This is a genomic window from Ignavibacteriota bacterium, assembly GCA_016708125.1.
Classification (GTDB): domain Bacteria; phylum Bacteroidota; class Ignavibacteria; order Ignavibacteriales; family Melioribacteraceae.
On sequence record JADJGF010000001.1, the window covers coordinates 3959776 to 3983650 of the forward strand.

The 23875-nt window shown below is 30.1% G+C and carries 17 protein-coding genes and 1 pseudogene; 4 read left to right on the forward strand and 14 right to left on the reverse strand.

The window, feature by feature from the left end:
- Positions 1–3 precede the first annotated feature (3 nt).
- From IPH62_17085 to gmhA, 8 genes are all read right to left on the reverse strand, one after another.
- Complete coding sequence (locus IPH62_17085; protein ID MBK7106990.1) at positions 4–1398, reverse strand: peptidylprolyl isomerase; 1395 nt, start codon at positions 1396–1398, stop codon at positions 4–6.
- 119 nt (positions 1399–1517) lie between these two features.
- On the reverse strand, positions 1518–3599 hold the full coding sequence (locus IPH62_17090; GenBank protein MBK7106991.1) for a T9SS type A sorting domain-containing protein: 2082 nt from the start codon (positions 3597–3599) through the stop codon (positions 1518–1520).
- A gap of 372 nt (positions 3600–3971) precedes the next feature.
- The gene (locus IPH62_17095) at positions 3972–4820 is read right to left on the reverse strand and encodes an ROK family protein (protein ID MBK7106992.1); all 849 of its coding nucleotides are present in this window, start codon (positions 4818–4820) and stop codon (positions 3972–3974) included.
- Positions 4821–4834: 14 nt separating this feature from the next.
- Complete coding sequence (locus tag IPH62_17100) at positions 4835–5830, reverse strand: Gfo/Idh/MocA family oxidoreductase (protein ID MBK7106993.1); 996 nt, start codon at positions 5828–5830, stop codon at positions 4835–4837.
- Positions 5827–7119 (reverse strand): DegT/DnrJ/EryC1/StrS family aminotransferase, encoded by a 1293-nt coding sequence (locus tag IPH62_17105; GenBank protein MBK7106994.1) that lies wholly within the window; start codon positions 7117–7119, stop codon positions 5827–5829. The genes IPH62_17100 and IPH62_17105 overlap by 4 nt, the downstream gene beginning before the upstream one ends.
- Positions 7120–7143: 24 nt before the next feature.
- Positions 7144–9711, reverse strand: a complete 2568-nt coding sequence (locus IPH62_17110) for a glycoside hydrolase family 2 (GenBank protein ID MBK7106995.1) — start codon at positions 9709–9711, stop codon at positions 7144–7146.
- A gap of 9 nt (positions 9712–9720) precedes the next feature.
- Positions 9721–11613: an HAD hydrolase-like protein gene (locus tag IPH62_17115; GenBank protein MBK7106996.1), complete on the reverse strand. Its 1893-nt coding sequence runs from the start codon at positions 11611–11613 to the stop codon at positions 9721–9723.
- 12 nt (positions 11614–11625) lie between these two features.
- Positions 11626–12195: a D-sedoheptulose 7-phosphate isomerase gene (gene gmhA / locus IPH62_17120; protein MBK7106997.1), complete on the reverse strand. Its 570-nt coding sequence runs from the start codon at positions 12193–12195 to the stop codon at positions 11626–11628.
- Positions 12196–12461: 266 nt separating this feature from the next.
- On the opposite strand from gmhA, the gene IPH62_17125 reads away from it, so the two are divergent.
- Both IPH62_17125 and IPH62_17130 read left to right on the forward strand, forming a co-directional pair.
- Positions 12462–13484 (forward strand): LacI family DNA-binding transcriptional regulator, encoded by a 1023-nt coding sequence (locus tag IPH62_17125; protein MBK7106998.1) that lies wholly within the window; start codon positions 12462–12464, stop codon positions 13482–13484.
- 50 nt (positions 13485–13534) lie between these two features.
- Positions 13535–15340, forward strand: coding sequence for an L-fucose isomerase (locus IPH62_17130; protein ID MBK7106999.1), 1806 nt, complete (start codon positions 13535–13537; stop codon positions 15338–15340).
- A 17-nt stretch (positions 15341–15357) separates the two neighbouring features.
- On the opposite strand, the gene IPH62_17135 is transcribed toward IPH62_17130, so the two are convergent.
- From IPH62_17135 to IPH62_17145, 3 genes are all read right to left on the reverse strand, one after another.
- Positions 15358–16233, reverse strand: coding sequence for a cation transporter (locus IPH62_17135; GenBank protein MBK7107000.1), 876 nt, complete (start codon positions 16231–16233; stop codon positions 15358–15360).
- A 73-nt stretch (positions 16234–16306) separates the two neighbouring features.
- On the reverse strand, positions 16307–18160 hold the full coding sequence (locus IPH62_17140; protein MBK7107001.1) for a hypothetical protein: 1854 nt from the start codon (positions 18158–18160) through the stop codon (positions 16307–16309).
- A 56-nt stretch (positions 18161–18216) separates the two neighbouring features.
- On the reverse strand, positions 18217–18591 hold the full coding sequence (locus tag IPH62_17145; protein MBK7107002.1) for a hypothetical protein: 375 nt from the start codon (positions 18589–18591) through the stop codon (positions 18217–18219).
- A 98-nt stretch (positions 18592–18689) separates the two neighbouring features.
- Between IPH62_17145 and IPH62_17150 the strand changes: the two genes are divergently transcribed.
- Positions 18690–18959, forward strand: a complete 270-nt coding sequence (locus IPH62_17150; protein ID MBK7107003.1) for a DUF4342 domain-containing protein — start codon at positions 18690–18692, stop codon at positions 18957–18959.
- Between the two features lie 2 nt (positions 18960–18961).
- Here the strand turns inward: IPH62_17150 and IPH62_17155 are convergent, their stop codons facing one another.
- On the reverse strand, positions 18962–19543 hold the full coding sequence (locus IPH62_17155) for a thioredoxin family protein (GenBank protein MBK7107004.1): 582 nt from the start codon (positions 19541–19543) through the stop codon (positions 18962–18964).
- A gap of 17 nt (positions 19544–19560) precedes the next feature.
- Positions 19561–19971, reverse strand: a complete 411-nt coding sequence (locus IPH62_17160; protein MBK7107005.1) for a hypothetical protein — start codon at positions 19969–19971, stop codon at positions 19561–19563.
- A 232-nt stretch (positions 19972–20203) separates the two neighbouring features.
- Here IPH62_17160 and IPH62_17165 point away from each other — a divergent pair.
- A pseudogene (locus IPH62_17165) lies at positions 20204–20991 on the forward strand (IS256 family transposase).
- A gap of 334 nt (positions 20992–21325) precedes the next feature.
- Here IPH62_17165 and IPH62_17170 read toward each other — a convergent pair.
- Entirely contained in the window at positions 21326–23833 is a 2508-nt protein-coding gene (locus IPH62_17170) for a DUF4965 domain-containing protein (protein MBK7107006.1), read from the reverse strand.
- Positions 23834–23875 lie beyond the last annotated feature (42 nt).

The window sequence follows — 23875 nt, forward strand, 5'->3', positions numbered from 1 at the left end:
TCTTTAATTCTGTTTTTCTAAATTCTGCTTTGCTTTTAGTTCTGATGCTTTATTAAGAGCAGTTTCAAAATTGGATGTTAAAAATTTAAAATAATATTTTTCTTTCAGAAAATTTTCAAATTCAGTTCTTAAAGCTTTTTCTTTTTCACTTCTATACTTAACTTTTTCTAAATCCGGAAGATTTGTAACTTTTTGTAATTCTTCGTTAACTTTATTTTTTACCGCTTTTTGATAAAGTATTGTACTTAGCAAAGAAGTTTTTATTTTGCCGATTTGATTTTGCAGTTCTTGATCTTCATTCAAACCTTGTTCTTTTGCATATTTTGAAATAAGATGCTGTTCTTTAATTCCAGATAATCGTTGAAAAAATTCATTTCTATTTGTCGGAGATTTTTTTCTTTCAGCAAAAATATCAGATAAGTAAATTTTTCCGTTTGAATATTCTGCCAAAATTGTTTTTTGTTCATTATCAATAATTTTATCAAAATTAATTGTTTCTGATTTCGCATTTTCAACTAATGATAAAATGTTTTCAATTTTAGAATTAAATAATTTAAAATTGTATTTCTTTTCCAAAACATTTATTTGTTCATTAATCAAATTTTGAATAAAAACTCTTCGGCTATGAAAAAGTGATTGCCAAATTTTTTGTTTTACTTCATCGAAAGCTGGAACTTCTACTTCTCGTTTTTCACCTTTGTACAAAATATAATACCCGCCATAACCTTTAAAAGGAGAAGAATAATTAAATTGTGAAAGCGTATCCATCACAATTCTAATTGCGTTATCTCCAACTGATTCTCTAATTATCCAACCAAGATCTCCGCCTTTTTTATTTGTCGAAATATCTTGCGAAAATATTTCAACAACTTCTTCAAAATTTTTTCCGTTTTTCAGTTGTTCATAAGCACTATTTATTTCTTTCTGCTGCGATAAATGAAATTTTTCATCAGAGGATTCAAGAAATGGGCGCATAATATATTTCATTTTATATTGAGGAGAAAATTCAGCATAAAATTTATTTATCAAACTATCAGAAATTATTTTAGGACTAATTTCATTTTGAATAAAATTTTGATAGAGTAATCTTCGTTCGTTATTTGAAATAATGTTTAAATAAATTGAATCTTTATCAACATTTCTTTCAAGTGCTTCTAAAACAGAAATTTTTTCCAAAGCTTTATTTGAAACTATTTCCTCAAGATTTGTTTGTGTTGGAATTTTTTCCGGTTTGTATTGTGTACTCAGAAGATAATGATCTATGTATTCATTTTGCAGAACATTTCCGCCGGTAAATTCAGCTAAAACTAAATTTTCATTATTTGAGGAACAATTCCAAAAAATAAAAATTGCTATTGGGATTATAAAAAAAATCCTATTAAACTTTATGCTAATCATAGTGCCAAAATTTTAAGACTATTTTGTGAATTATAAAAATATCAGATTTTCTAAAGATAGAAAATGTATTTCAAAAAATGTGAATGGGGATATTCCCCATTCACACATTGAAGAATTGTTTACTTTAACAATACCATTCTTTTGGTAATTGAGTTTGAACCAGCTTCCAATCTATAATAATAAACTCCGCTTGGCACACTATTACCAAATTCATTTTTACCATTCCAAACTGCTGATTGGTTTCCTGAAATCATTTTTCCGTTAATAAGTGTTTTAACTTTTTGGCCTAATGAATTATAAATAACTAAAGAAATTTCTGAAAGTTTTGGAACAGAGAAACTAATATTTGTTTCCGGGTTAAACGGATTTGGATAATTGTTTCTTAGTTCAAAATTGTTAGAAATAAGATTACCATTATCTTGTCTAACATCTGTAAGAATTGTTAATTCTCCGCGTGTTGTTATATCTGTACCCCAATCGTCTATCGGAGTTTCGTTCATACCGCAAATTGCAATAATATCACCATCATTGAAATAATCAACTCCGGTTTTGTTTTTATAATACATTTTTAAAGTACGTAAAGACATACCAACTTCAATAAAATCATTACCCCAAGCATGTGCCATCCAATCTGGTTGACCATCCATTGTTAAAGGATCATCGCTAGAATTATTTAGTAACATTCCATCATGATGCATAACAGTTACACTATCTTTATTTATAACTTCATAATTAAATATTTCATAATCAGAACCAAGATCAGTTTCACCGTTATATTCTGAATAATCAGCTGCCCAATAATCCAAATTATTTATTGGAGCTTTGCCTTCATTTGCAACTTGCCAATCATCATTTGTTCTTGCACCCCATTCCAACATAACTTCAGTTCCAATTGGATTTTGACCTTCAACTGCTAAACTTGCCAAATAACCAACTGTTGTATAGTGCGCTTCGTACCATCCAGAATTCCATCCTGTTGTTACATCATTATCAATATCGACTAAAATATGGTAATAACCTCTCGAAGCATTATAAATAGTACCTTCTCGGTCATTTTGATAAGCATTATTCGGCCAGCAAGGTCCACCCCACATTTTGAGATACCAATAAATATTTTCACCGTCTGTTTTAGCTTTTACTTCTTTAATATCAACAATATCAGAAACTATTGCACCAACTTCAGCTGGGAAAACTCCGTCTTCATTATTATTTTTTTGAATTAAAGTTGGAATATTTGCCCAATCTGATTCGTCTCCATCAAATGTTATAAGTTGAGGACGAGCTGCGATTGCATCCGGTAAAGTTAATTCACCTCTCGTAGAAATGTCTGTTCCCCAATCATCAATCGGAGTTTCGATCATTCCGCAAAGTCCAATTACATCACCAGGATTAAAATAATTGTAACCTTTTGCTTCATAATATTTCTTAACCGGAGTAATCTCGATTCCAAATTCTAGGAAATCATAACCCCAGCCATGTCCAGCCCAATATGAACGTAAAGTATCATTTAAAATTTCATCATTATCTGAACTGTTGATTCCAACAGAACCTTGCCAAGAAACCATTTTTGCTGAATCAGCATTTGGAACATCCATATTGAAAATTTCATAATCAGAACCTAAATCGGTTTCTCCATTATATTCTGAATAATCTGCACCCCAATATGATAAATTCCTAACAGGATTTGCACCTTCATTTTCAACTTTCCAATCATCATTAGTTCTTCCGCCCCATTCCAACATAACTTCAGCGCCAATTGGATTTTGTCCTTCAACAGCTAAACTTTGCAAATAACCAACAGGTGTATAATGTGCTTCATACCAAGCCGTATTCCATCCGGTTGTAACATCATTATCTAAATCAAGCAGAACGTGGTAAGAACCTCTTGATTCATTATATATAGTTCCGCCGTGATCATTTTGATATGCATTATTCGGCCAAGCGGGACCACCCCACATACGTCTGAAAACAAAAAGAGTATTTCCAACAAATGTTGCTTTCATTTCTTTAATATCTACAATATCAGAAACTGCAGCACCGACTTCTGCTGGGAAAACTCCGTCTTCATTATTTGCTTTTTGAACCAATAATGGTAAACTATCCCAATCCGTACTATCCCCATCCATAAATATTTGAGAACGTACATCCGAAAATGAAACGAACAAAATTGTTAAGAGTAAAAACTGCAAAGTTTTTTTCATACTGCCTCCCGTTAAGTGTTTTGAAAATTATTGAATAAATATTTTATTCACAACCGTAGGTAAAAAGGAAATTCAATTTAATTGATTAAGGAAATCGTTAAATTTTTTGCTGTAAATTTTATAATCAAATTTAGTGCAAACGATTGCCTAACTCAATGTTAACAATAAATAAATAATTTGTCAAGTTAAAAAGCTAACTAAACTTGCTAATTATAAAGTGAAAATAATCCTTAAAGTTTTTTTAGAGAAATGAATTTTTTGAAATTTATATTTATACAGCCACTTCTCAGATATTAAAATTATATTTCTGCGCTAAAATATTATTGACAAATTATTAAATCATTACTGCATTGTTAAATAAATATTAACATTTTAATTTTTGTTTACAACTAATGAAGAAGCTCCCAATATCGCAGAATTCTTTAATGTTGATCTTTCAATTTTAAGTTGCGTGAGCTGGGTTTTAAATTCGTATTCGTTTATTTTTTCATACATAGATTTCTTAAAAAATTTGTATGCTTTGCTGACTGAACCTCCCAAAATAATTATTTCCGGATTTAGTGCATACATTATAGAATTTATCAAATTTCCCATATGTTCTCCAAATTCAATTAAAATTTCTAAAGCCTTTTCATCACCATTTTGTGCACTTTTTAAAATTTCTTCGCCTTTTATTCCATACTTAAATTGAAAAAATTGTCCGCTGCAATAATATTCATAATTTTTATCTAAGTATTTCATTAACCCAAATTCACCGGCTCCGCAATTTTTACCGGCAAATAATTCTCCGTTAATAATAATTCCACCGCCCAAGCCTGTACCCATTGCTAAACCAATAATATCTTTATAAAATTTTCCTTTCCCGAAATGCTTTTCACCAAGGATGAAACAATTTACATCGTTATTTACATATGTTGGAATTTTAAATTTATTTTCTAATATTTCTTTTAAGTGAACTTCCCTCCAAGATGGAATATTATGAACTTCATAAACAATTCCTTTTTCAATATTTACAATACTTGGTACACCAATTCCAATTCCTCTAACATTTTTAGTAATTATTTTTGATATGACATCTATAATTTCATTAATTACAATTTCTTGACTTTCTTTTGAAGAAATTTTATTTGATATCAATTTTACAATTTTATTATCTTCAACTAAACCAATTCTAACATTTGTCCCGCCTAAATCAATTCCAATAACTTGATTCTTTTTCAATCCAGCTCCAAAATTTATAAAGTAATATTTTTTCCGGTTTCCGAAGATTTATAAGCTGCTTCAACGATTTTTAAAACTATTTGACCTTCAGAAAATCCAGGTGATGGTTGTTTTCTAGATTTTATACACTCAACAAAATTTTGCATTTGTTTTGAATATATTGATTGATCGCAATGTTCTGTTTTAGTTGTTTTAGGAATTTCAATTTTCTCTTCAGATTTTAATTTAACAAAAGTTGGAAGTACTGATGCATAGCCTAAAGTTCCAAAAATTTGAGTACTTGCTTCTGGGCCATCCATATGAGCCTGCCACCAACCACTTTCAATTATTGATGTTGTTCCGTTATCCCAAGTAATTACAATAATTCCACTATCATCAACATTATAATCACCAAAATGAGTTCCAATTTTTGCAAAAACTTCTTTTGGTTTAGGATCACCTAAAATATATCTTACCGTATCAATTGCATGAACGCCCATATCTATTAAAGCACCGCCGCCGGACATTTCTTTTTGAGTAAACCATCCACCCGGTCCCCAATTTTCATGAATTCCATATCCTTTAGTTTTAATAATTTTACCAAGTTTGCCGGAAATAACTAAATTTTTAACAAAATTAACTTCATCATCAAACCGCCACATGTGACCAACCATTGCAATTTTGTTATTCTTATTTGCAGCATTTATAATTTCTTCACCTTCAATGGGATTAAGAGCCATTGGTTTTTCGAGAAAAACATCTTTACCATGATTTAGAAAATCAATTGCAATTGGCGCGTGAAATTTATTTGGTGTGCTAATAATTACAGCATCAATATTTTCAACATTTAAAAAATCTCTATAATCTTCTGAAAATTTTTTAATTCCATATTTTTGAGCAAAATTTTGGGCAGAATCAATTGGTAATCCAACAACTGATGAAATTTCAACATCATCTATTAATTGCAAACCTCTTGCATGATAATCTGCAATAAATCCGCAACCAATTAATGCAATATTTATTTTTTTCATTTTTGATTCAAGTTTAATTCTTCAACATTTTCATAAATTTTCTTAATTGCTTCAACAATATTTTCCATATCGTTTTTCGTTCCCATAAGAATTTTATGATGAAAACAAACTGATGTTTCGTTAAATAATTTTTCACATACGGGAAGTTTGAATCTTGATGGTTTAATATCTTCCCAATATTGAGCATTAAGTTTATGTCTTGCCGGTTTTGTATGCGGTACATACAATGAAGCGTTATTTAATGGCTCATAACATGGTTCCACCGCAATTCCAAGCTCAGCACTAAGTGCTTTTCTGAATTTATCAACAGGGAGATTTTTGAATTCATTACTATTATATCTAAATGTAAAATTAAAATATGCTTCTTTTGTTTCTCTTTCGTCCCTTTTCATAGGAATTATTCCGGGAAGATTTTTAAGAAGTGAATTTATGTAAATTCCATTTTCATCTCTATTTTTATTTTGCTCTGTAAGTCTTTTCATTCCTTCAACCAAAATTGCGGCTTGAAATTCCGTAATTCTATAATTGCCGGATTGAATAAAATTTCCTTCATCAAAATAAACTCCGGCACCTTTATCTGTATTTTGAGATTCTTCAACTTCGGGTCTCCTTCCGCAATTTCTTAGCGCATCTAATTTTTCGGCAAGATCAAAATTATTTGTAGATAAAGCACCGCCTTCTCCCGCAGTTAAATGTTTGGATAATTGAAAACTAAAACTTCCAACATCTCCAATACTTCCAGCCTTTTTTCCATTCCATTCACCGCCATGTTTATGAGCACAATCTTCAATAACTGCCAAATTATATTTTTTTGCAATTTCCATTATTGCATCCATATCTGCAAAATTTCCATAAAGATGTACGGGAATAATTGCTTTTGTTTTAGGAGTAATTGCTTTTTCTATTTCTTCCGGATCAATACACCAAGTATCTTCGCAAACATCGACAAGAATTGGTGTGGCGTTTACATCAATAATAGTTGCTGCAGTAGCTTGCCAAGTTAAACCTGGGAGAATAACTTCATCTCCTAACCCAATTCCCAAAGCTTCAAGAGCTAATTGTAAAGTTATTGTTCCGTTAGCAGCAGAAATTGCATATTTAGTTCCAGTAAAATCCGCAAACATTTTATTAAATTCAATTTCTTTTGGACCGTTATAAGACCAAATTCCGCTGTGTAAAACTTGCAGTAATGCTTTCTCTTCGTTTTCATCCCACACTGGCCAAGCAGGCCAAGGATTTGATTTTATATCTCTAACCGGAGTTCCACCGTTGATTGCTAATTTTGACATATTTACCTCACTTTATAAATCAAATTATTTTAAATTCCATCCTTTAATTCGAATTTCAGAATTATGCAAATCTATTTTATCGGAAATTTCCGCTTCAATAATTCTAATTTCATTTGGCAACAAACTTATATAATTGTCACTCCATAAAACTGGTAAAATCACTTCGTTCAAATATTTATCAAAAAGTAATAACTCAATAAAAAACGCAATCACATCATTATTATTTTCAATTTTAATTTTTATATTATTTCCGGAAATAATTTCTTGTGATATATTCACTGAAACTTTTGGCAATAAATCAATTTCCGAAAAATTAGCATATTGCTTGCTCGGTGTATAATAATTCCATCCTTCAACTTTTGCTTCATAATCTAGAATATCTTCTTTTTTGCTAAGCCAATAAAAATTATTACTTATCTGATTATTTTGATTATCAAAAATTCTCAGATCAACAAAATAAACTGTAGTTAATTCAAGATTATTGTGAATTTTCAAAATACTTTTTGATGATTCTGCATCGATTGATATTTGTAAATTTTGTTCAAAAATAATTTCTGATTTCAAATTATAAATCTTAATTTCAGCCTTAAAATTTTCTAAATGAGAAAGTGAATTATTTAAAATATAAATTTCAAAATCTCCATAATTATAAATTAGCTGGATAGTTTCATTAGCTATTTTTGCGCCAAAATAAGCACCATTCGGCATTAAGAAAGAATCGTAAAGCTGCCAATATAATTCGGGCCAAGCTGAGTTTAGCATCCATTGAATTATTCCGGTTGCATTTTTTTGATTCACTTGAAAAGCTTCAAACATTGGTCGCATTAATTCATAGTTCAACATTTGTGCTTTAAAAACAAAATCCTCAACATTTTTAGGTTTACCATATCTTTTTTCAATCGCAATTTGAGTTCTATCAATATGAGAAAAGTAATTTTTCCCGCAGTGAAAATTCCAAACGACATCAACCGGCCAAAGATTTTCTTGCGGAATAAATTTTTTCAAACTTTCAATTGGAGGAATATTTGCACCGGGACAAGTTTCTGTATTAAACCCGTAAGCACCGCCTAAATTTTTATTTGTGTACCAATAAATTGGCGGTGTATAAGCATATGGTCCCAACATTTTTACTCGCGATGAACCGCTTATTTCACTAATTATTTCTTGTGATGTAATAATTCCCTGTTCACTTCCAACACCTCCGGTTGAATTCAAATATGGACGAGTTTGATCATATTTATTGAAAGTTTCTATATATTTTTTTTCTAAATCCGGATGAGGCAGCATATCGCTACCAACTGTCCACACAAATATTGACGGATGATTTCGCAGCCATAATAATTGATCTTCCCAAGATTTAGCAATTAATTCAATTTCATTTTTTTCAATTACGCCGCCATATTTTGGGTGAACTTCTTTTCCCAAATATTCTTTGTGTTCCCATTGACAGCTCCAGCCGACCATTATTAAAATTCCATTTTCATCGCAAAGATCATATAACTTTTGATCTTTTCCCCAAAAGCCTTCGAGACGAATGCAATTAAGATTCATATCCTTAACATATTTTATTTGTGTTTCCAAAGTTTGATGAGTGTCTTGCAAAAGTAAATCATCGGTCCAGCCCGCACCTCTAATTAACAATTTATGTCCATTAATTTTAAACCCGCGATGTCCTCCGTCATTTATATAATCTTCAATTTTCCTAATTCCAAATTTTGTTGAAGTTTCATCAAGTATTTCATTATTAGAAATTGCAGACAATTTTATTTCATATAAATTTGGTTCACCTAATTTATTCGGCCACCAAATTTTTGGGTTTTCTAAATTTAGCTGAGGAAATTCTTTAACACTTAATTTTACATTTTTTGTTTCACCAACTTCCAAATTAATTTCTTTTTTGAAAATTATATTTTCAATTTTTCCAATTAGTTCACAATTTATTTTTTTTGCTAAATGATTTACCAATTCTGCAGAAACTATTAATTCTGCATTTCTAAAATTAGTTAAGTCAATTTCACTTTCAACAAAAGGATTTTTAATTTCAACTCCTTTATTGAAGTGAATTGAAATATCTCTAAAAATTCCTAAATTATTATCCGGTGGATTTGGATTCCAATCAACAAATCCAATTGTAAAATCACCGGGTTTTGGAGGAATAACTTCAATAGCTAAAATATTTTTTCCAACTTTAATATTTTCAGAAATATTAAATTGAAATCTTCTAAATGCACCAAAAATATTTTTTTCATCAGCAATTAATTTTCCATTCAACCAAACATTTGCTTTGTAGTTTATTCCGTCAAAATGCAGCAGAACTGTTTGATTTACTTGTTCATCATTCATGATAAACTCTGATCTGTACCACCAAGGAATTTTAAATTGTTCTGTTGAAATATTTTTTAAATTTGTTCCAAAATATGGATTTTTATAAACTCCATTTTCTACTAAAGTACCTAAAACAGTTGAAGGAATTTTTGCAACATACCAATCTGAATCATCAAATTTTTCCGAAGAAATATTTTCAACTTTTTCAGCAATAATTTTTTCCGAAGAAATTAATTTCCAATTATTTTGAAGAAGTATATTATTCATAAGTTGAATTTAATTTTTAAAGATAATTTTAAATAACTGTTCGAGTTGAGAAAAATCGGGAATAATAATATTTGCACCGGCTCTAATTAAACGAGTTCTTTTTTTATAATTCATTCCATGTCTTCTAACTTCATCTGAAGCAATGCCAATGCAGAAAGCTCCGACTTTTCTTCCTTCAATAATTTCAACCGGACCATCGCCGATTACCATTAAATTTTCACCTTTGCAATTTCCTTCTTCAACTATTCTATTTATTACAATTTTTTTTGCATCGCCAATTTCATTTCCTTTGCTGCCTCTAATTCCACCGGAAAATAAATTCCCATAACCTAAAGAATCAGCTTCTGCCACAACGCTGTCTTCATCAGTTCCGCTTGCTAAAAATAATTTCAGATTTCGTTTATTAAATTCTTTTAACATTTCTACGGAACCTAAAATTGTAAAATCGTGAATTGTCCGTTCACCTTTTTCAAACTTTTTAATTCTGTCATCCACACTAAGCATTAAATTATCTAAATAAATTTGTTTGTATTCTGCTGGAGTTTTTATTTTCGATTTTGAAATAATTCCTTCTTCAATTATTATATCTCTCAATCCCATCATTTGAATAATTGTCTGAATGCCGGTTGTGTCATTTATAAACTTTTCACATTTTATTGAAAGTCGATTATATTCATCAGTGGATAATTCTTTTAATTTTTCTCCGCAAATTTCTTCAAGCATTAACTTATGCATTACCGTTTCCCAACCTTCGCGCAAAGTGGAAATTGTTCCATCGTGATCTAAAATTATATTTTGAATATTTAAATTTTTCGGAAGTTCACCAATAATTTCGATTTCGGAATTTTCAAAATATTTTGCTTTCCTTGGATCATAGGCCAATGCAAGATCATAATTATAATAACTTTCTTCGGCTAACTTTAAGATTTCTTCTTGAGTTGCAGAACCGGTTTGTCTGATTCTTTTTAAAATTATAGCCGATGCTAAATTTGCAATTTCTAATGAAGAATCAATTGCAGCGCCGCTTCCCAAGCTTAGCGCGAACGCACTTACGCAAGCATTTCCCGAACCAAGTTTATCAATATCACCGGTTAAATATATTCCCGGAACCGATACAGTATCTTGATTATCAAAATAAATTAATCCACTCTCACCTCTAATCATTAATAGCGGAGTTTTTATTTTATCATATAATTCTTTTAAATTTTTAACTGAAATTTCAGAATCTTTTTCATCAAATATTTCTATTCCTAAAATTTTCGAAATCGAAAAAGCGTTAACTTTTAAAATAGAATTCTTCAGATTAATTGAACTATTTCTTAAATCACCAATAATTTTACATTTTGGATTTTCAACAATAATTTCATTCAATTTTCTTAGCGCATAATCATCCAAAAGTGTGCTTTTAAATTGCTGATTTATAATAAGTACATCTAATTCTTTAATTTTGATTTTAAGATTATTTAGTATAATATCTAAATAATTTTTTTCTGCAAAATTTAATGAACCAAAATCAATTCTAGAAATTTCTTCTTTATTTTCAAGAGGTTTAATATAAGTGTAAGTTTCCCAAACTTTATTTATGCACAAAAGATTTTCTGTATTAACATTTTTTTCTTTGAGCTGAAATAATAATTCTCGCCCAAGAATATCATTTCCAACAAATCCAAATGCATAAATATTTTTTGCACTTAAACTCACAAGATTATTTACAATATTTCCCGCAGCTCCCAAGTAAGATTTTATTGATGATCCGTACAAAACCGGCTTACCGGTTTCAATAGAATTCTCGCCGGTATTTTGAATTTGATCATAATAAATGTCCAAAGCAAAATCGCCAATTACACCAACTTTTATTTTTTCAAACTTTTCTAAAATTTTATTTATTTCAAATATTTTCATAAAAAATCCGAATTACATTTTAAAATTTTCATCTACAGCTTGACAAATTATATGTCCAATTAAAATATGCATTTCTTGAACTCTCGGCGTATCATCCGAAGGAATTACAATATTTAGATCACAATTTCCATTAAATTTGCCGCCGCCTTTTCCGCTTAAACCAAGAGTTTTACAGCCTATTTCTTTAGCTTTCAAAAAAGCAAGTATTACATTTTCACTATTTCCGGTTGATGAAATTCCAATAATTAAATCACCGGATTTAGCAATTGCTTCAACTTGTCTTTCAAAAACATGCTGATATCCATAATCATTTCCAATAGCAGTTAATGCGGAAGTATCCGTTGTTATAGCAATTGCCGGCAAACCTTTTCTTTCAATTTTATATCTTCCGGTAAACTCGGCGGCAATATGTTGAGCATCGGCAGCGCTTCCGCCATTTCCCATCAATATAATTTTGTTGCCTTGTTTAAGTGTATTTACAGCTAATTCGCAAGCTAATTCAATATTTTGCTGCAAGGAGTTTGTTACTTTTTCAATTACTAACTTATGGGATTGTAATTCATACTCAATAATTTTTTTCATAATTAATTTATTTTAGTTAAAAAATATTTTTTACCAAACAATTTAACGCAAACGATTGTTTGTTTCAAATTTAGATAATATGCTTTAATTAAACAACATAAATAAAATCGTACATAATCTAAAAATAAATTGACACTTCTTAAAGAATTCAATTTTGATTATTGAGTTTAAAATCATATATTAACTTTTAAATATTCCACAAACGATTGTTCTTTAATTGTTTGAGGTTTTTTGCTAAGTTAGATTTGAATTTAAAGGGAATTTATATGGCACCTACCTTAAAGGATGTAGCTGCTTTTGTTGGAGTTCATCCTTCAACCGTTTCAAGAGTTTTACGTGGTAAAGAAAATTTAAAAATTTCTGCTAAAACACACGAAAAAATTATTAAAGCAGTTAAAGAACTTAATTATATTCCCGATTTTACAGCTCGTGCGTTAAGAATGAAAAAAAGTTTTACAATTGGTTTAATTGTGCCGGATATTTTGAATCCTTACTTTGCAAGAATTGCAAGAAGAATTGAACAATTGGGTTTTGAAAAAAGATACACGGTAATTGTATGCAACACGGATGAAGATCAAGAAAAAGAAATATTATATCTTAATCAATTAATTTCCCGCGGAGTTGATGGAATTATTTTAGCTCCGGTGCAGGATAGTAAAGATCATCTTGTTGATTTAGTTGATAAAAAGATACCATTTGTTTTAATTGATAGAATTTTTGATGAACTAAATGTTGATGCTGTTATTACAAATAATGCCGAATCTGTTATTAAAGCAATTGCACATTTAGTAAAATTAGGTCATACAAAAATTGCTTTTTTAAGAGGTCAAAAAAATATTTATACAATAAAAAATAGATTAGCCGGTTATCAGCAAGCTTTACAAGAATTTAATTTAAAATTAGATGATAATTATATTGTTGGCGAAGGTTTTGAGTTTGAACAAGGATATGAAGCAACTTTAAGATTATTAGAACTTCCCAAATTGCCTACTGCAATTGTTTCTTCCGGCGGTGATTTAGTTACTCTTGGTGCAATTAAAGCAATTCTTGAAAAGGGTTTGAGGATTCCCGATGATATTTCCATAATAGCTTTTTTTGATAGCTTGTACTCGCCTTTTCTATCTACTCCCCTTACTACAATTACGCATTCCCGACAAAAAATGGGTGAAAAAGCTTTTAAACTATTACTAAAACAAATTGAAACGAATAAACTAAATAATCCGAAAATTATTTGCGTAGACACAAAATTTGAAATTAGAAAATCAACTGCAAAACCGAAATTAACTTAAGTTCTTCAATCAACAATTAAAATCGTAAATATTATTTAGGAAAATGCAAAATGATTTTTGAGAATAATTCCCAAGCTGCAATTAGATTAAAAGGATCATTACCCAAAATTGGAATTAGACCGGTAATTGACGGAAGAAGAAACGGTGTAAGGGAATCACTTGAAGAACAAACAATGAATATGGCAAAATCCGCAGCGGAATTTTTATCAAATAATTTAAAACACTCAAATGGAATGCCGGTTGAGTGCGTTATTGCAGATACTACAATTGGCGGAGTTGTTGAAGCCGCACTTACTGCAGAAAAATTTTCTCGCGAAGGAGTTGGAGTTTCTTTAACAGTTACACCAGCTTGGTGTTACGGAACCGAAGTAATGGATATTGATCCACTTACGCCAAAAGCTATTTGGGGATTTAACGGAACTGAAAGACCGGGAGCAGTTTATTTGGCGGCTGCAATTTCCGGTTATAATCAAAAAGGTTTACCAACTTTTAGTATCTACGGAAAAAATGTACAAGACTCTAATGATAATTCAATTCCTGAAGATGTTAAAGAAAAATTATTGCTTTTTGCTAAAGCAGGTTTAGCCGTTGCCGAAATGAGAAACAAATCTTATTTGGCGATCGGCGGAGTTTCAATGGGAATTGTTGGATCAATTGTTGACCAAGATTTTCTTCAAAATTATTTGGGAATGAGAACAGCTTCAATTGATATGACTGAAGTAATAAGAAGAATGGATGAAGGAATATACGATAAATCAGAATTTGAAAAAGCCCTCAGATGGACAAAAATAAATTGCAAAGAAGGTGAAGATATTAATTCCAATGAAAAACAACTTTCCAGAGAGCAAAAAGATAAAGATTGGGAAACTGTTGTAAAAATGACAATTATTATTCGCGATTTAATGATAGGAAACGATAAACTAAAAGAGATTGGATTTGAAGAGGAATCATTGGGAAATAATGCAATTGTTTCGGGATTTCAAGGACAAAGACAATGGACTGATCACTTTCCAAATGGAGATTTTTCTGAGGCAATTTTAAATTCATCATTTGATTGGAATGGAATTAGAGAAGCATTTACTGTTGCAACAGAAAATGATAGTTTAAATGGAATCTCGATGTTATTCGGACATTTATTAACCGATACTGCACAAATTTTTTCCGATGTCAGAACTTTTTGGAGTCTGGAATCTGTCAAAAGAGTTACAAATTTTGAACTAACCGGAAAAGCTAAAAACGGAATTATTCATTTAATAAATTCCGGCTCAACAACTTTGGATGGAACTGGTCGACAAAAACAAAATGGCAATTCAATTATGAAACCATTCTGGCAAATTACAAATGAAGATGTTGATGAATGTTTGAAAGCTACAAAATGGTGTCCGGCAAATTTAGGATATTTTAGAGGCGGCGGTTATTCTTCACAATTTTTAACAATTGGTGAAATGCCGGTTACAATGTGCAGAATAAATATTATTAAAGGTTTGGGTCCGGTTTTGCAAATTGCTGAAGGATTTACAATTGATTTACCAAATGAAGTTCATAATATTTTAGATAGAAGAACAGACCCAACTTGGCCAACAACTTGGTTTGCTCCAATACTAACCGGTAAAGGCGCGTTTGTTGATGTTTATTCCGTAATGAAAAATTGGGGTGCAAATCATGGTGCAATTAGTTACGGACATATCGGAGATAAATTAATTACTCTTGCTTCAATGTTAAGAATTCCGGTTAACATGCATAATATTTCTGAAGATAGAATTTTTAGACCAAGCGCGTGGAGTGCTTTCGGAACAGCTAATTTAGAAGCCGCCGATTTGGAAGCTTGTAAAAATTTTGGACCAATTTACGGATAATTTTTTAAAAAAATTATTTAACAATTTCCCTCACAATTCTCATTTTCTATTTGAATTGTTGTGTGATTGATTTGAAATTTATTTAGTAAACCTTCATTAATTTTCTTAAACAACTCAGCGGAATTAAATTTACTTTTGGGAACAACATGAACCGTGAGTGCAGTTTCAGAAGTACTTAAAGCCCATATGTGTAAATGATGTATTGATTGAATTTCGGAAAATTCTAAAAAATAATTTTTTACTTTTTCATAATTAATATTTGCCGGAACTCCATCCAAAGATAAAATTGTTGAATCTCTTAACAATTTCCAAGTTCCCCAAAATATTACACAAACAATAATAATACTAATTACAGAATCCAGCCAATAAAGTTTTGTCAGAAAAATTACAAATCCGGAAACGACTACTCCGGCTGAAATTATTGCATCTGCAAGCATATGCAAATATGCACCTTTTATATTTAGATCTTTTTCCTTTCCGTGCAAAAATAATCTTGCTGTAATTCCATTTATAATTACTCCAATTCCGGCAACAATCATAACAATATTTCCATTAACTTCTTTAGCTGAATTTAATCTTTCAATTGCTTCCCAAAGAATCATTCCTAATGCAAAAATTAATAGAAGTGAATTTAACATCGCCGCTAAAATTGTTGTTCTTTTAAATCCGTATGTAAAATTTTTTGTAGGTTTTTTCAAAACAAGATAATTTGCAGTCCACGCAATTATCAATCCTAAAACGTCGCTTAAATTATGTCCCGCATCAGCAACAAGAGCTAAGGAATTATATGATAATCCAAAAAATATTTCTATTAAAATGAAAATCGAATTTAGAATTATTCCGATTTTAAACTTTTTATTAAACTCATTATGATCTATATGGTGATTATGCATTGTGACTTTCAAAAAATTATCTCACTCATCAAAAATACAAAATACTTTTGATGAATGAGATTTTAAAATAGATTTAGAATAATTGATTGGTCTTAAACGAAATTCTAAAAACTCTTCCCGGTTCAAAAACTTTTAATCCGGAAGCAAACGGATCTCGTAAGTAAGATAAATGCTGATAATAATTTGCATTCAAAATATTCTCAATTTCTACACTTACAGAATATTGATTGAAATTATAATTAATTCCTAAATCAATTTTATTCCACGCACCGGAAGTTGTTTCATCTAAAAGATCATCAATTCTCAATTGAGCATCGTTATAAGTATGTTTGAGAAAAAAAGTAAAATTTAAATATTCCGGAGAAATGATTTTTGTCCCAATTTTTAATGGAGGAATTTCTGAAAGCGGCAAATTGTTAGAATTATTTTTTGCCCACAAATATGATAAATCAAATTCAAGAAAATCATATTTCGTATAAAAGTTTGCGCCCAATATAGTTGCATCAATATTGCTGTATGTTAAAAACGCAGTTTGATCAATAAATTGTTTTGATAAATTATTATAATTCCAAACTTTTGAGCCGAATAATTCCAACGAAAAATTATTATAAGTTATTGAACTTCTTAATGTAGCTTTTATCGGCTGATCTAAATTTGGATTTCCGCTCCATGCCGGTTTGGTTCCCGGTTTTTTTACTGCGATAAATAAACTTTCCGTTTCGGGACTTTCGCTGTTTACTTCTATCATTCCACCCAATCCCACATTGTTGAAAATGATATTTGTATGAGAAATTCCAAAACTAAAAACCGGAAAATATCTTTCTAATTTCACATTATTGAAATAAACATTATAAAATTCTTCGCGACTTTCATCACCTACTTTTTGGTATGACAAACCAATTTTGCTATGAAGCTGAATTCGGGAAAATTCAAAAGTCTTAAATAAGTTTACTAAATAAGAATTTACATTCGGCATCAAATCGTTTTCCAAATTTACCATTGCAGATTTAAAGAAATTATTTGCGTCCCAATTTCTGTAAACAATTTCATAAAAATCTCCGATTGCTCCAACTGTTAAATTTTTAGCCGAAGTACGCATCAACATTGTATTGACCCGCAAATCATTATCCATAACATGATCAGTAAAGTTGAAATATAATTTGTGATTTTCATAACGAATAAATGAGCTGTAAACTCTATTCAATCTTTCATCCATCAATAAATATGGAAACGAAACATTATCCGTGTAAGAAAAAGAAAATCCGTAAGAAAGTTTATTAATCATTCCTCTTAAGGAACCTTCAGCTAAAGTAAAATTATAATTTTCTTTAAAACCGTAACTATCGGAAAATGTTCTTTTATCACCATCAACAAATGGAGAACCGTTTGCATATCTTAAATTTATTCTTTGATTTTGAAAATCTGTAGCTCCGGCAAAATCAATACCGTTTTGTGCGCCGGTGAGTGTTGATAATCCGAGTTGAACATTTAAATTATCATTCGGAATTGATCTGTTAAATTGAACTACTCCTCCCAATCCCGCTTGAATATTATTGCTGCTTTTATTTAAATCAACGGATTCCAAATCGAGCGGATTAATTCTTGTAAGCGGTGAATCCATTCTATTTGGGCAAGCTGAATGATATCGTTCGCCGTCAATCACAACATTTATATCACCTTTTTTTAATCCATCTGCATAAATATCTTGAGCAAAAAACACTCCTTTTCTTATTAGAGAAAAACCATTTTTACCCAAAACATTTTCAAGATTGTCTTTAGAAATTTGATTTGTTGCATCACCTAAACTTAATTTTTTTGCATTAATTTCTACTTGTTTTAACCAAAATGAATTTAAAGAATCTTCACTTTGTGAAAAAAGATTTACCGAAAAAACGCAAAGGAATAATAGAATAATTTTATTTGACAAAGTTATACCTCTCTCATTTTTATGAAATAATAATTTTAAATAATTCTGAGATGTAATTAAAACTTTGGCGGCGGAGTTTTTGGTTCGTAATTTAAATGAATTGCATTTGTTGTAAACTGATAAATAAGATAAACAGAAGTTTTGAAAATATTATTTATAACTATTTTTGCAAAAGAATGCGGAATTTTCAGAAATTCAATTGAAACTATTTTGGGCGATTTGCTTGTTTCATTTACTTGTTTTCTAATTTCATTTTGAAGATGGCATTTTCCCATACACATATTTTGCGGATTATCTTTTTCAACACAAAGCTCCGCAACAATGAAACTGTAATTTATTACATAATCCAAAAGAGGAAAAATTATTCTAAACACGAATGTTGAATAAATAATTAACGTTATTAAAATTACTGTTTTAAAATAATTTGACATTTTTTACAAAATTAATTTCTGTTAAAATTAAAAAATTATTTTACAAAATGGAACAAAATGTATTTTTTAAGCATCTAATAGAAAAAAGAAGGCGTAAAATGGCAAATACATTTCAAATGAATTTAAACGAATTCTTAGAAAAAATTGAAGACTTAATTAAAGAAGGTAATTTACGAAGAATAATTGTGAGAGACCAAAGCGGAGAAAAGTATATAGAAATTCCTCTTTTGGTTGGAGCAATTGGTTCACTTGCAGCACCTTACATAACTTTAATTGGAGTTTTAGCCGGAGTTTTGGCAAAATTTTCAGTGGAAATTACAAAGAAAGATGAAAGCCAAACTACAGAAATTTATGAAGTAAAAAAATAATTTTAGAAAACTAAATCGCAAGCGTCCGGCGGCATCCAATGCGGATCTTTCCCATCCCATTTTACGTTGCAGCCAATTGGGTTTGTGAGTTTTATTGAAATTTCCTTTCCGCTTGTTAATTCTTCAAGAGCATTTTCTAAATCATTAATTGAAATTAATTGAGGATTTCTCGGATTATCAACTCCCCTTCCCGTATACTGCAATTTTCTTTCTTTATCAAAAACGAAAAAATGTGGAGTACGTAAAGCACCATATTTTATTGCTATTTCTTGAGTTTCATCTCGCAAATAAATCCACGGAAATTTTTTCTCATTCATTCTAATTATCATATTTTCAAAACTATCTTCGGCGTAAGTATTTTTGCTATTAGAATTTATTCCAATAAACCTTACATTTTTCTCAACAAATTTTTCTGCGGTTTTCCTTGTAATTTCATCGGAATTAATTACATATGGACAATGATTACATGTGAAAAATACTACTAAATATTTATCTGTAAATTGTGATAAAGAATAATTCTTTCCATCAGTTGCGGGAAGTGAAAAATCCGGAGCAGTATTTCCAATTTCTAAAGTGAAAGACATAAATTTTCCTTTCTAATTTATTTTGCAACCAAATCTGAAATTTCAAAATGAATTTTATCAGTAATTTCACTATGCATTAATAATAATTTTTCAAAATATTCTTGATCAATTTCATTTATTTCCACAGCATTTTTAATCCATTCTAACTCAAATAAATGAAGATCACCATCAACAAGCGCAATGTTTATGGCATCTTTAATAAATTTTTCCGCAACATTTTTTGATGAAAATTTCGGAGGCTCAAAACTTATAAAATTATTTTCAAGTAAATTATTTATTGATTCATTAACAAAACTTTCTTCAAATCCGAAAAGTTTACCAAGTTTTAATATTTTATTTTTTTCTTCATTATGAATTATTCTGTCTTGTCCGACTAAAACCAATAATCCTCTAAAGTAATTACTTTTATCTTGAATTGTTATTTGCAAATTTACTCCAATAAATGATGAGTGAGTTGATTCTAATACAAAACTAACAAAACTTTGTTCCGATAAAAATAGAAAAATGAATGATCTTCCCCCGAAAAAACAAGACAAAAAAGTATTTAGGAAATAGAAAAAAAATTAAGCGACATTTTTAGAGTCTGTAAAAAGATTTGTGTAAATGGTTTTTAATTAAATGCTGTTGAGCCCCCCTATTGCGGGGTAAACTATTGCCCAATCTTTAGAACAAATGCTCAAAAGTGAATTAACCGAACACTTAGGTTATGAAAAATATTCACCAACAGGCAAAAATAATGGCAACAGCAGAAATGGTAAAACTCATAAATCTCTCAAGAATGATCCGTTAACTAACGGAGAGACCGCTTGAGAAAATTTACCCTATAGTTTTTTTTGATGCAATTCATTACAAAGTTAGAGATGAATCAAAGAAAGTAATTTCAAAAGCAGTATACACTTGTCTTGCAGTTGATATCGAAGGACACAAAGATTTACTTGGTTTGTGGGTTGGTGAAGCAGAGGGATCAAACTTCTGGCTAAGTGTTCTTAAAAACCTTGGAGTTGAAGTGATACATTGAGCTTGCAGAAATGATATTTTCATTGCATCAATTGATGGATTGAAAGGTTTCCCCGAAGCCATAAATTCTGTTTTCCCAAAAGCTGAAATCCAGTCATGCGTTATTTACCAGACCTGCTTGCAGCAGGCAAGTAAGAAATACCATAAAGTATGCCGCTTCTAAAGATCAAAAACAATTTATGTTAGAACTGAAGGAAGTTTACAAAGCTCCAACTGAAGAAGCTACTTTGTTAAATCTTGATAATTTAGAAAATAATTGGGCTAATAAATACTCCCTTGCTATTAGGTCTTGGAGAAATAATTGGACGAACCTTTCAACATTTTTCAAGTATCCAAAAGAAATTAGAACGGTTATTTATACTACAAATGCGGTTGAATCTGTACATCGTCAATTTAGAAAAGTAACAAAATCCCGATCACTTTTCCCAAATGATGATGCTCTAAAAAAAATGTTATATTTGGCTTACAGAGATTTATCTAAAAAATGGTCGATGCCTATTCAGAATTGGGCACTTATTCTTTCTAATTTTTCTGTTTATTTTAAGGAAAGATTTCATGATTTTTAATAACTTATTTTTCCATTTACACAAATTATTTTACACTCTCTTTCCGATAAAAAGAATCTACATACTTTCATTTATTCTAATTTCTGCATTATTGTCCATAACAATAGAAAGTTTTTTATGATTAATTTGAAACTTGTAAAATTCAATTATTTCTAGAATAATATTATGCTTTTAATTTATTAGTCTATCATGTAAAAAATTATTTTTTACTTTCAATTTTATCTTTAAGCATTTTTATAAAATATCCGCCAACGACAGACCTCGCCTGAAAACCAACTTGCTTGGCATTTATTGTTTCGTACCAATCAGTCATTGGAACTCTATCAGGAGTTTCATTTACAAATTTGTAAATTGGAATAATAAATTTCTTAAATGTTTCAACATCATTTGTTAGTGAAGCTGTCCATATTATCCAATCTGATTTAGTGTAAGTTCTTCTATTATCCAATGGTAATCCAAATTCATTTTGTTTTGTAAGATAATATTTTATTTCTGTATCAATTATATTTTTATTGAAAAGATTGAACCCAAGCTGCTGATCCCAAACAAGATTATATTTTTGGCTCCATGTTCCGGGTTGATCAAAAGTTAATTTATAATGATCTTTATCAAATGCCATTTGTTCCCATTTAATTGCCATCTCTTTTGCATTTGATAAATATTTTTCACCTAACTCTTTTTCGCCAAGCATTTTTGCAATTTTTCCAAAACTTGCAATTCCCAAAATAGCTTTAACCGATAGATTTGTATTATGCGCAAAATGTCCCGCAAAATCATCCGTACATAATTGATTTTCGGGATCGAGTCCATTTGCCAGAAGATAATCTGCCCAAATTTTTAATGTTTCCCAGTGTTTTTGTGCATAATTTGCATTCCCTTCAATATGAGCAATTGCCGCAGTAAGAATTAACATATTACCAGATTCTTCAACCGGCATATCACCGCCGTAAGTTTGTCCATTAGCAATCGGATAAGTGCCAACATCATGCGGAGCAAATTGCTTTTGCCATTTTCCGCTTTCAGCATAATAAAATATTGGATTTAACATTCCTTTTAATAGATCTGGATTATAGTACAAAAACAATGGTGCAGAAGGATATGTTACATCTACAGTTCCGATAGAACCGTTACTAAAATTTTCTTTTGAAAAAAATAAAATTTCCCCGTTAGAATCTTTTACCAATTTATGAGCAGCAATAGATTGCCGAAATGCAAGAATACAAAGATCAGCATATTCTTCACCGCCAGAAATAATGGCATCATTTTTAAGCTGAGCATCAAACTCACTACAACTTTTCATTATTTCATTATAATCCGAATAAGATTTTTCAAGCAAATTTTCAAAATTTTCATTCTCGCTTTTTCGCCACCATGCATTTAAATTTTCACCAAAATACTGAATTGACTTAATATCATCGTATCCAAGCATAATAAAATTTCCAACAGATTGATCCCCTACTTGCTTATGTGAATGAGAGATTGCCAATACCGGCATTAGCTCATCCATATTTGATATAATCTCAATTGATTTAATTTGGGTGATTTTTCCGGATTCAATAAATTCTTTTTTCGTTTTTTGGTATTCACCAATTGCATAATCAAAATTCTCGTTCTCAATTCCGCCTAAATAAAAATATCCCCAGTCTATTCTTCTATTATCTCCTTTTTTTCCTAAAATATTTTGTTCGGTTGTTCCAGTTTTTAAATAATTTATCTTACCAAATTTATTTTTAGTTGCACTAATCTTTTGACTAACAACATCCACAGCATTTTCCGGAGTTGCTTCAAAATAAATTTGAACATCATGCTTATTTCCATCATTGGAGATAATTTCATAAGAAATATAATTTATCGGTCTTGAAAGAATATCTAAATTATTTGGCAACAGCGGAGAAGTAAATTTTAGTTTAAGATCAATAGTTCCGCAAGTAAAATTATAAGTTGTTTGAGTTGCAGATAATTCAACTGAATTTTGAACTGCTGTATTTTTAAATTGTTGATAAGTTTTTCGCTCCTGCAAAATTCCAAAATCTAAAATTGCCGCTCCCACTCTATTGTAACAATGAGCAGCGATTATATTTGTTCCGGTTTTATTAAGTAGTTTTTCATCCAATTTAAGTAAAGCATCCTTTGAACATTTATTTCCAGTTGATACTATTTTTGTTCCGTTCAGATATAGATCTAAATCATCGTCATGGGTATAAACCAAATATAAAGTTTCATCAGTAGTGTACTTATCTAATTTAAATTCGCGCCTTACAAAAATGTGTTGAGTTTCCCATAGAGTTTTAGCCGATGGTTCATCTTTTGTTCCAAATGCCGCAAATCCATTTTGCCATTTTGCGTCATTAAAATTATCGGCAAACCAATTTTCTTTTGGTTCTTCAAATGAGTATTTACAATTCCATTTTTCCTTATCTGCCATCGGAACAATTACTTTTAATGGTAGTTCTTCCTTTCCTAAAAATCTATAAACTTTTCCGTCAACTCTAATAGCTCCAATTAAACTTTGCCGTATTTCGGTCCAATGTCGCATTACATCATTATACAAAGTATCATTCATCGACCATAAACTCATATATGGATCAATAGTTATAAGTGGATAAGCCGGAGCGCGTAGATTTTTTTTTGGTTCGTCTGATGAATACAATTTAAATGAAATCAGTTCTAAAGTAAGAATCAAATAGAAAAATAGTTTCGTTTTCATAATTTTTATTTTCATTAATGAGTGAATATTTATAATATTTAT

Excerpts from the sequence above, each read along its gene's own strand:
- IPH62_17085 (MBK7106990.1), bottom strand. The coding sequence starts at position 1,398 with ATGATTAGCATAAAGTTTAATAGGATTTTTTTTATAATCCCAATAGCA.
- IPH62_17090 (MBK7106991.1), bottom strand. The coding sequence starts at position 3,599 with ATGAAAAAAACTTTGCAGTTTTTACTCTTAACAATTTTGTTCGTTTCA.
- IPH62_17100 (MBK7106993.1), bottom strand. The coding sequence starts at position 5,830 with ATGAAAAAAATAAATATTGCATTAATTGGTTGCGGATTTATTGCAGAT.
- IPH62_17105 (MBK7106994.1), bottom strand. The coding sequence starts at position 7,119 with ATGTCAAAATTAGCAATCAACGGTGGAACTCCGGTTAGAGATATAAAA.
- IPH62_17110 (MBK7106995.1), bottom strand. The coding sequence starts at position 9,711 with ATGAATAATATACTTCTTCAAAATAATTGGAAATTAATTTCTTCGGAA.
- IPH62_17115 (MBK7106996.1), bottom strand. The coding sequence starts at position 11,613 with ATGAAAATATTTGAAATAAATAAAATTTTAGAAAAGTTTGAAAAAATA.
- gmhA (MBK7106997.1), bottom strand. The coding sequence starts at position 12,195 with ATGAAAAAAATTATTGAGTATGAATTACAATCCCATAAGTTAGTAATT.
- IPH62_17125 (MBK7106998.1), top strand. The coding sequence starts at position 12,462 with ATGGCACCTACCTTAAAGGATGTAGCTGCTTTTGTTGGAGTTCATCCT.
- IPH62_17130 (MBK7106999.1), top strand. The coding sequence starts at position 13,535 with ATGATTTTTGAGAATAATTCCCAAGCTGCAATTAGATTAAAAGGATCA.
- IPH62_17135 (MBK7107000.1), bottom strand. The coding sequence starts at position 16,233 with ATGCATAATCACCATATAGATCATAATGAGTTTAATAAAAAGTTTAAA.
- IPH62_17145 (MBK7107002.1), bottom strand. The coding sequence starts at position 18,591 with ATGTCAAATTATTTTAAAACAGTAATTTTAATAACGTTAATTATTTAT.
- IPH62_17150 (MBK7107003.1), top strand. The coding sequence starts at position 18,690 with ATGGCAAATACATTTCAAATGAATTTAAACGAATTCTTAGAAAAAATT.
- IPH62_17155 (MBK7107004.1), bottom strand. The coding sequence starts at position 19,543 with ATGTCTTTCACTTTAGAAATTGGAAATACTGCTCCGGATTTTTCACTT.
- IPH62_17170 (MBK7107006.1), bottom strand. The coding sequence starts at position 23,833 with ATGAAAACGAAACTATTTTTCTATTTGATTCTTACTTTAGAACTGATT.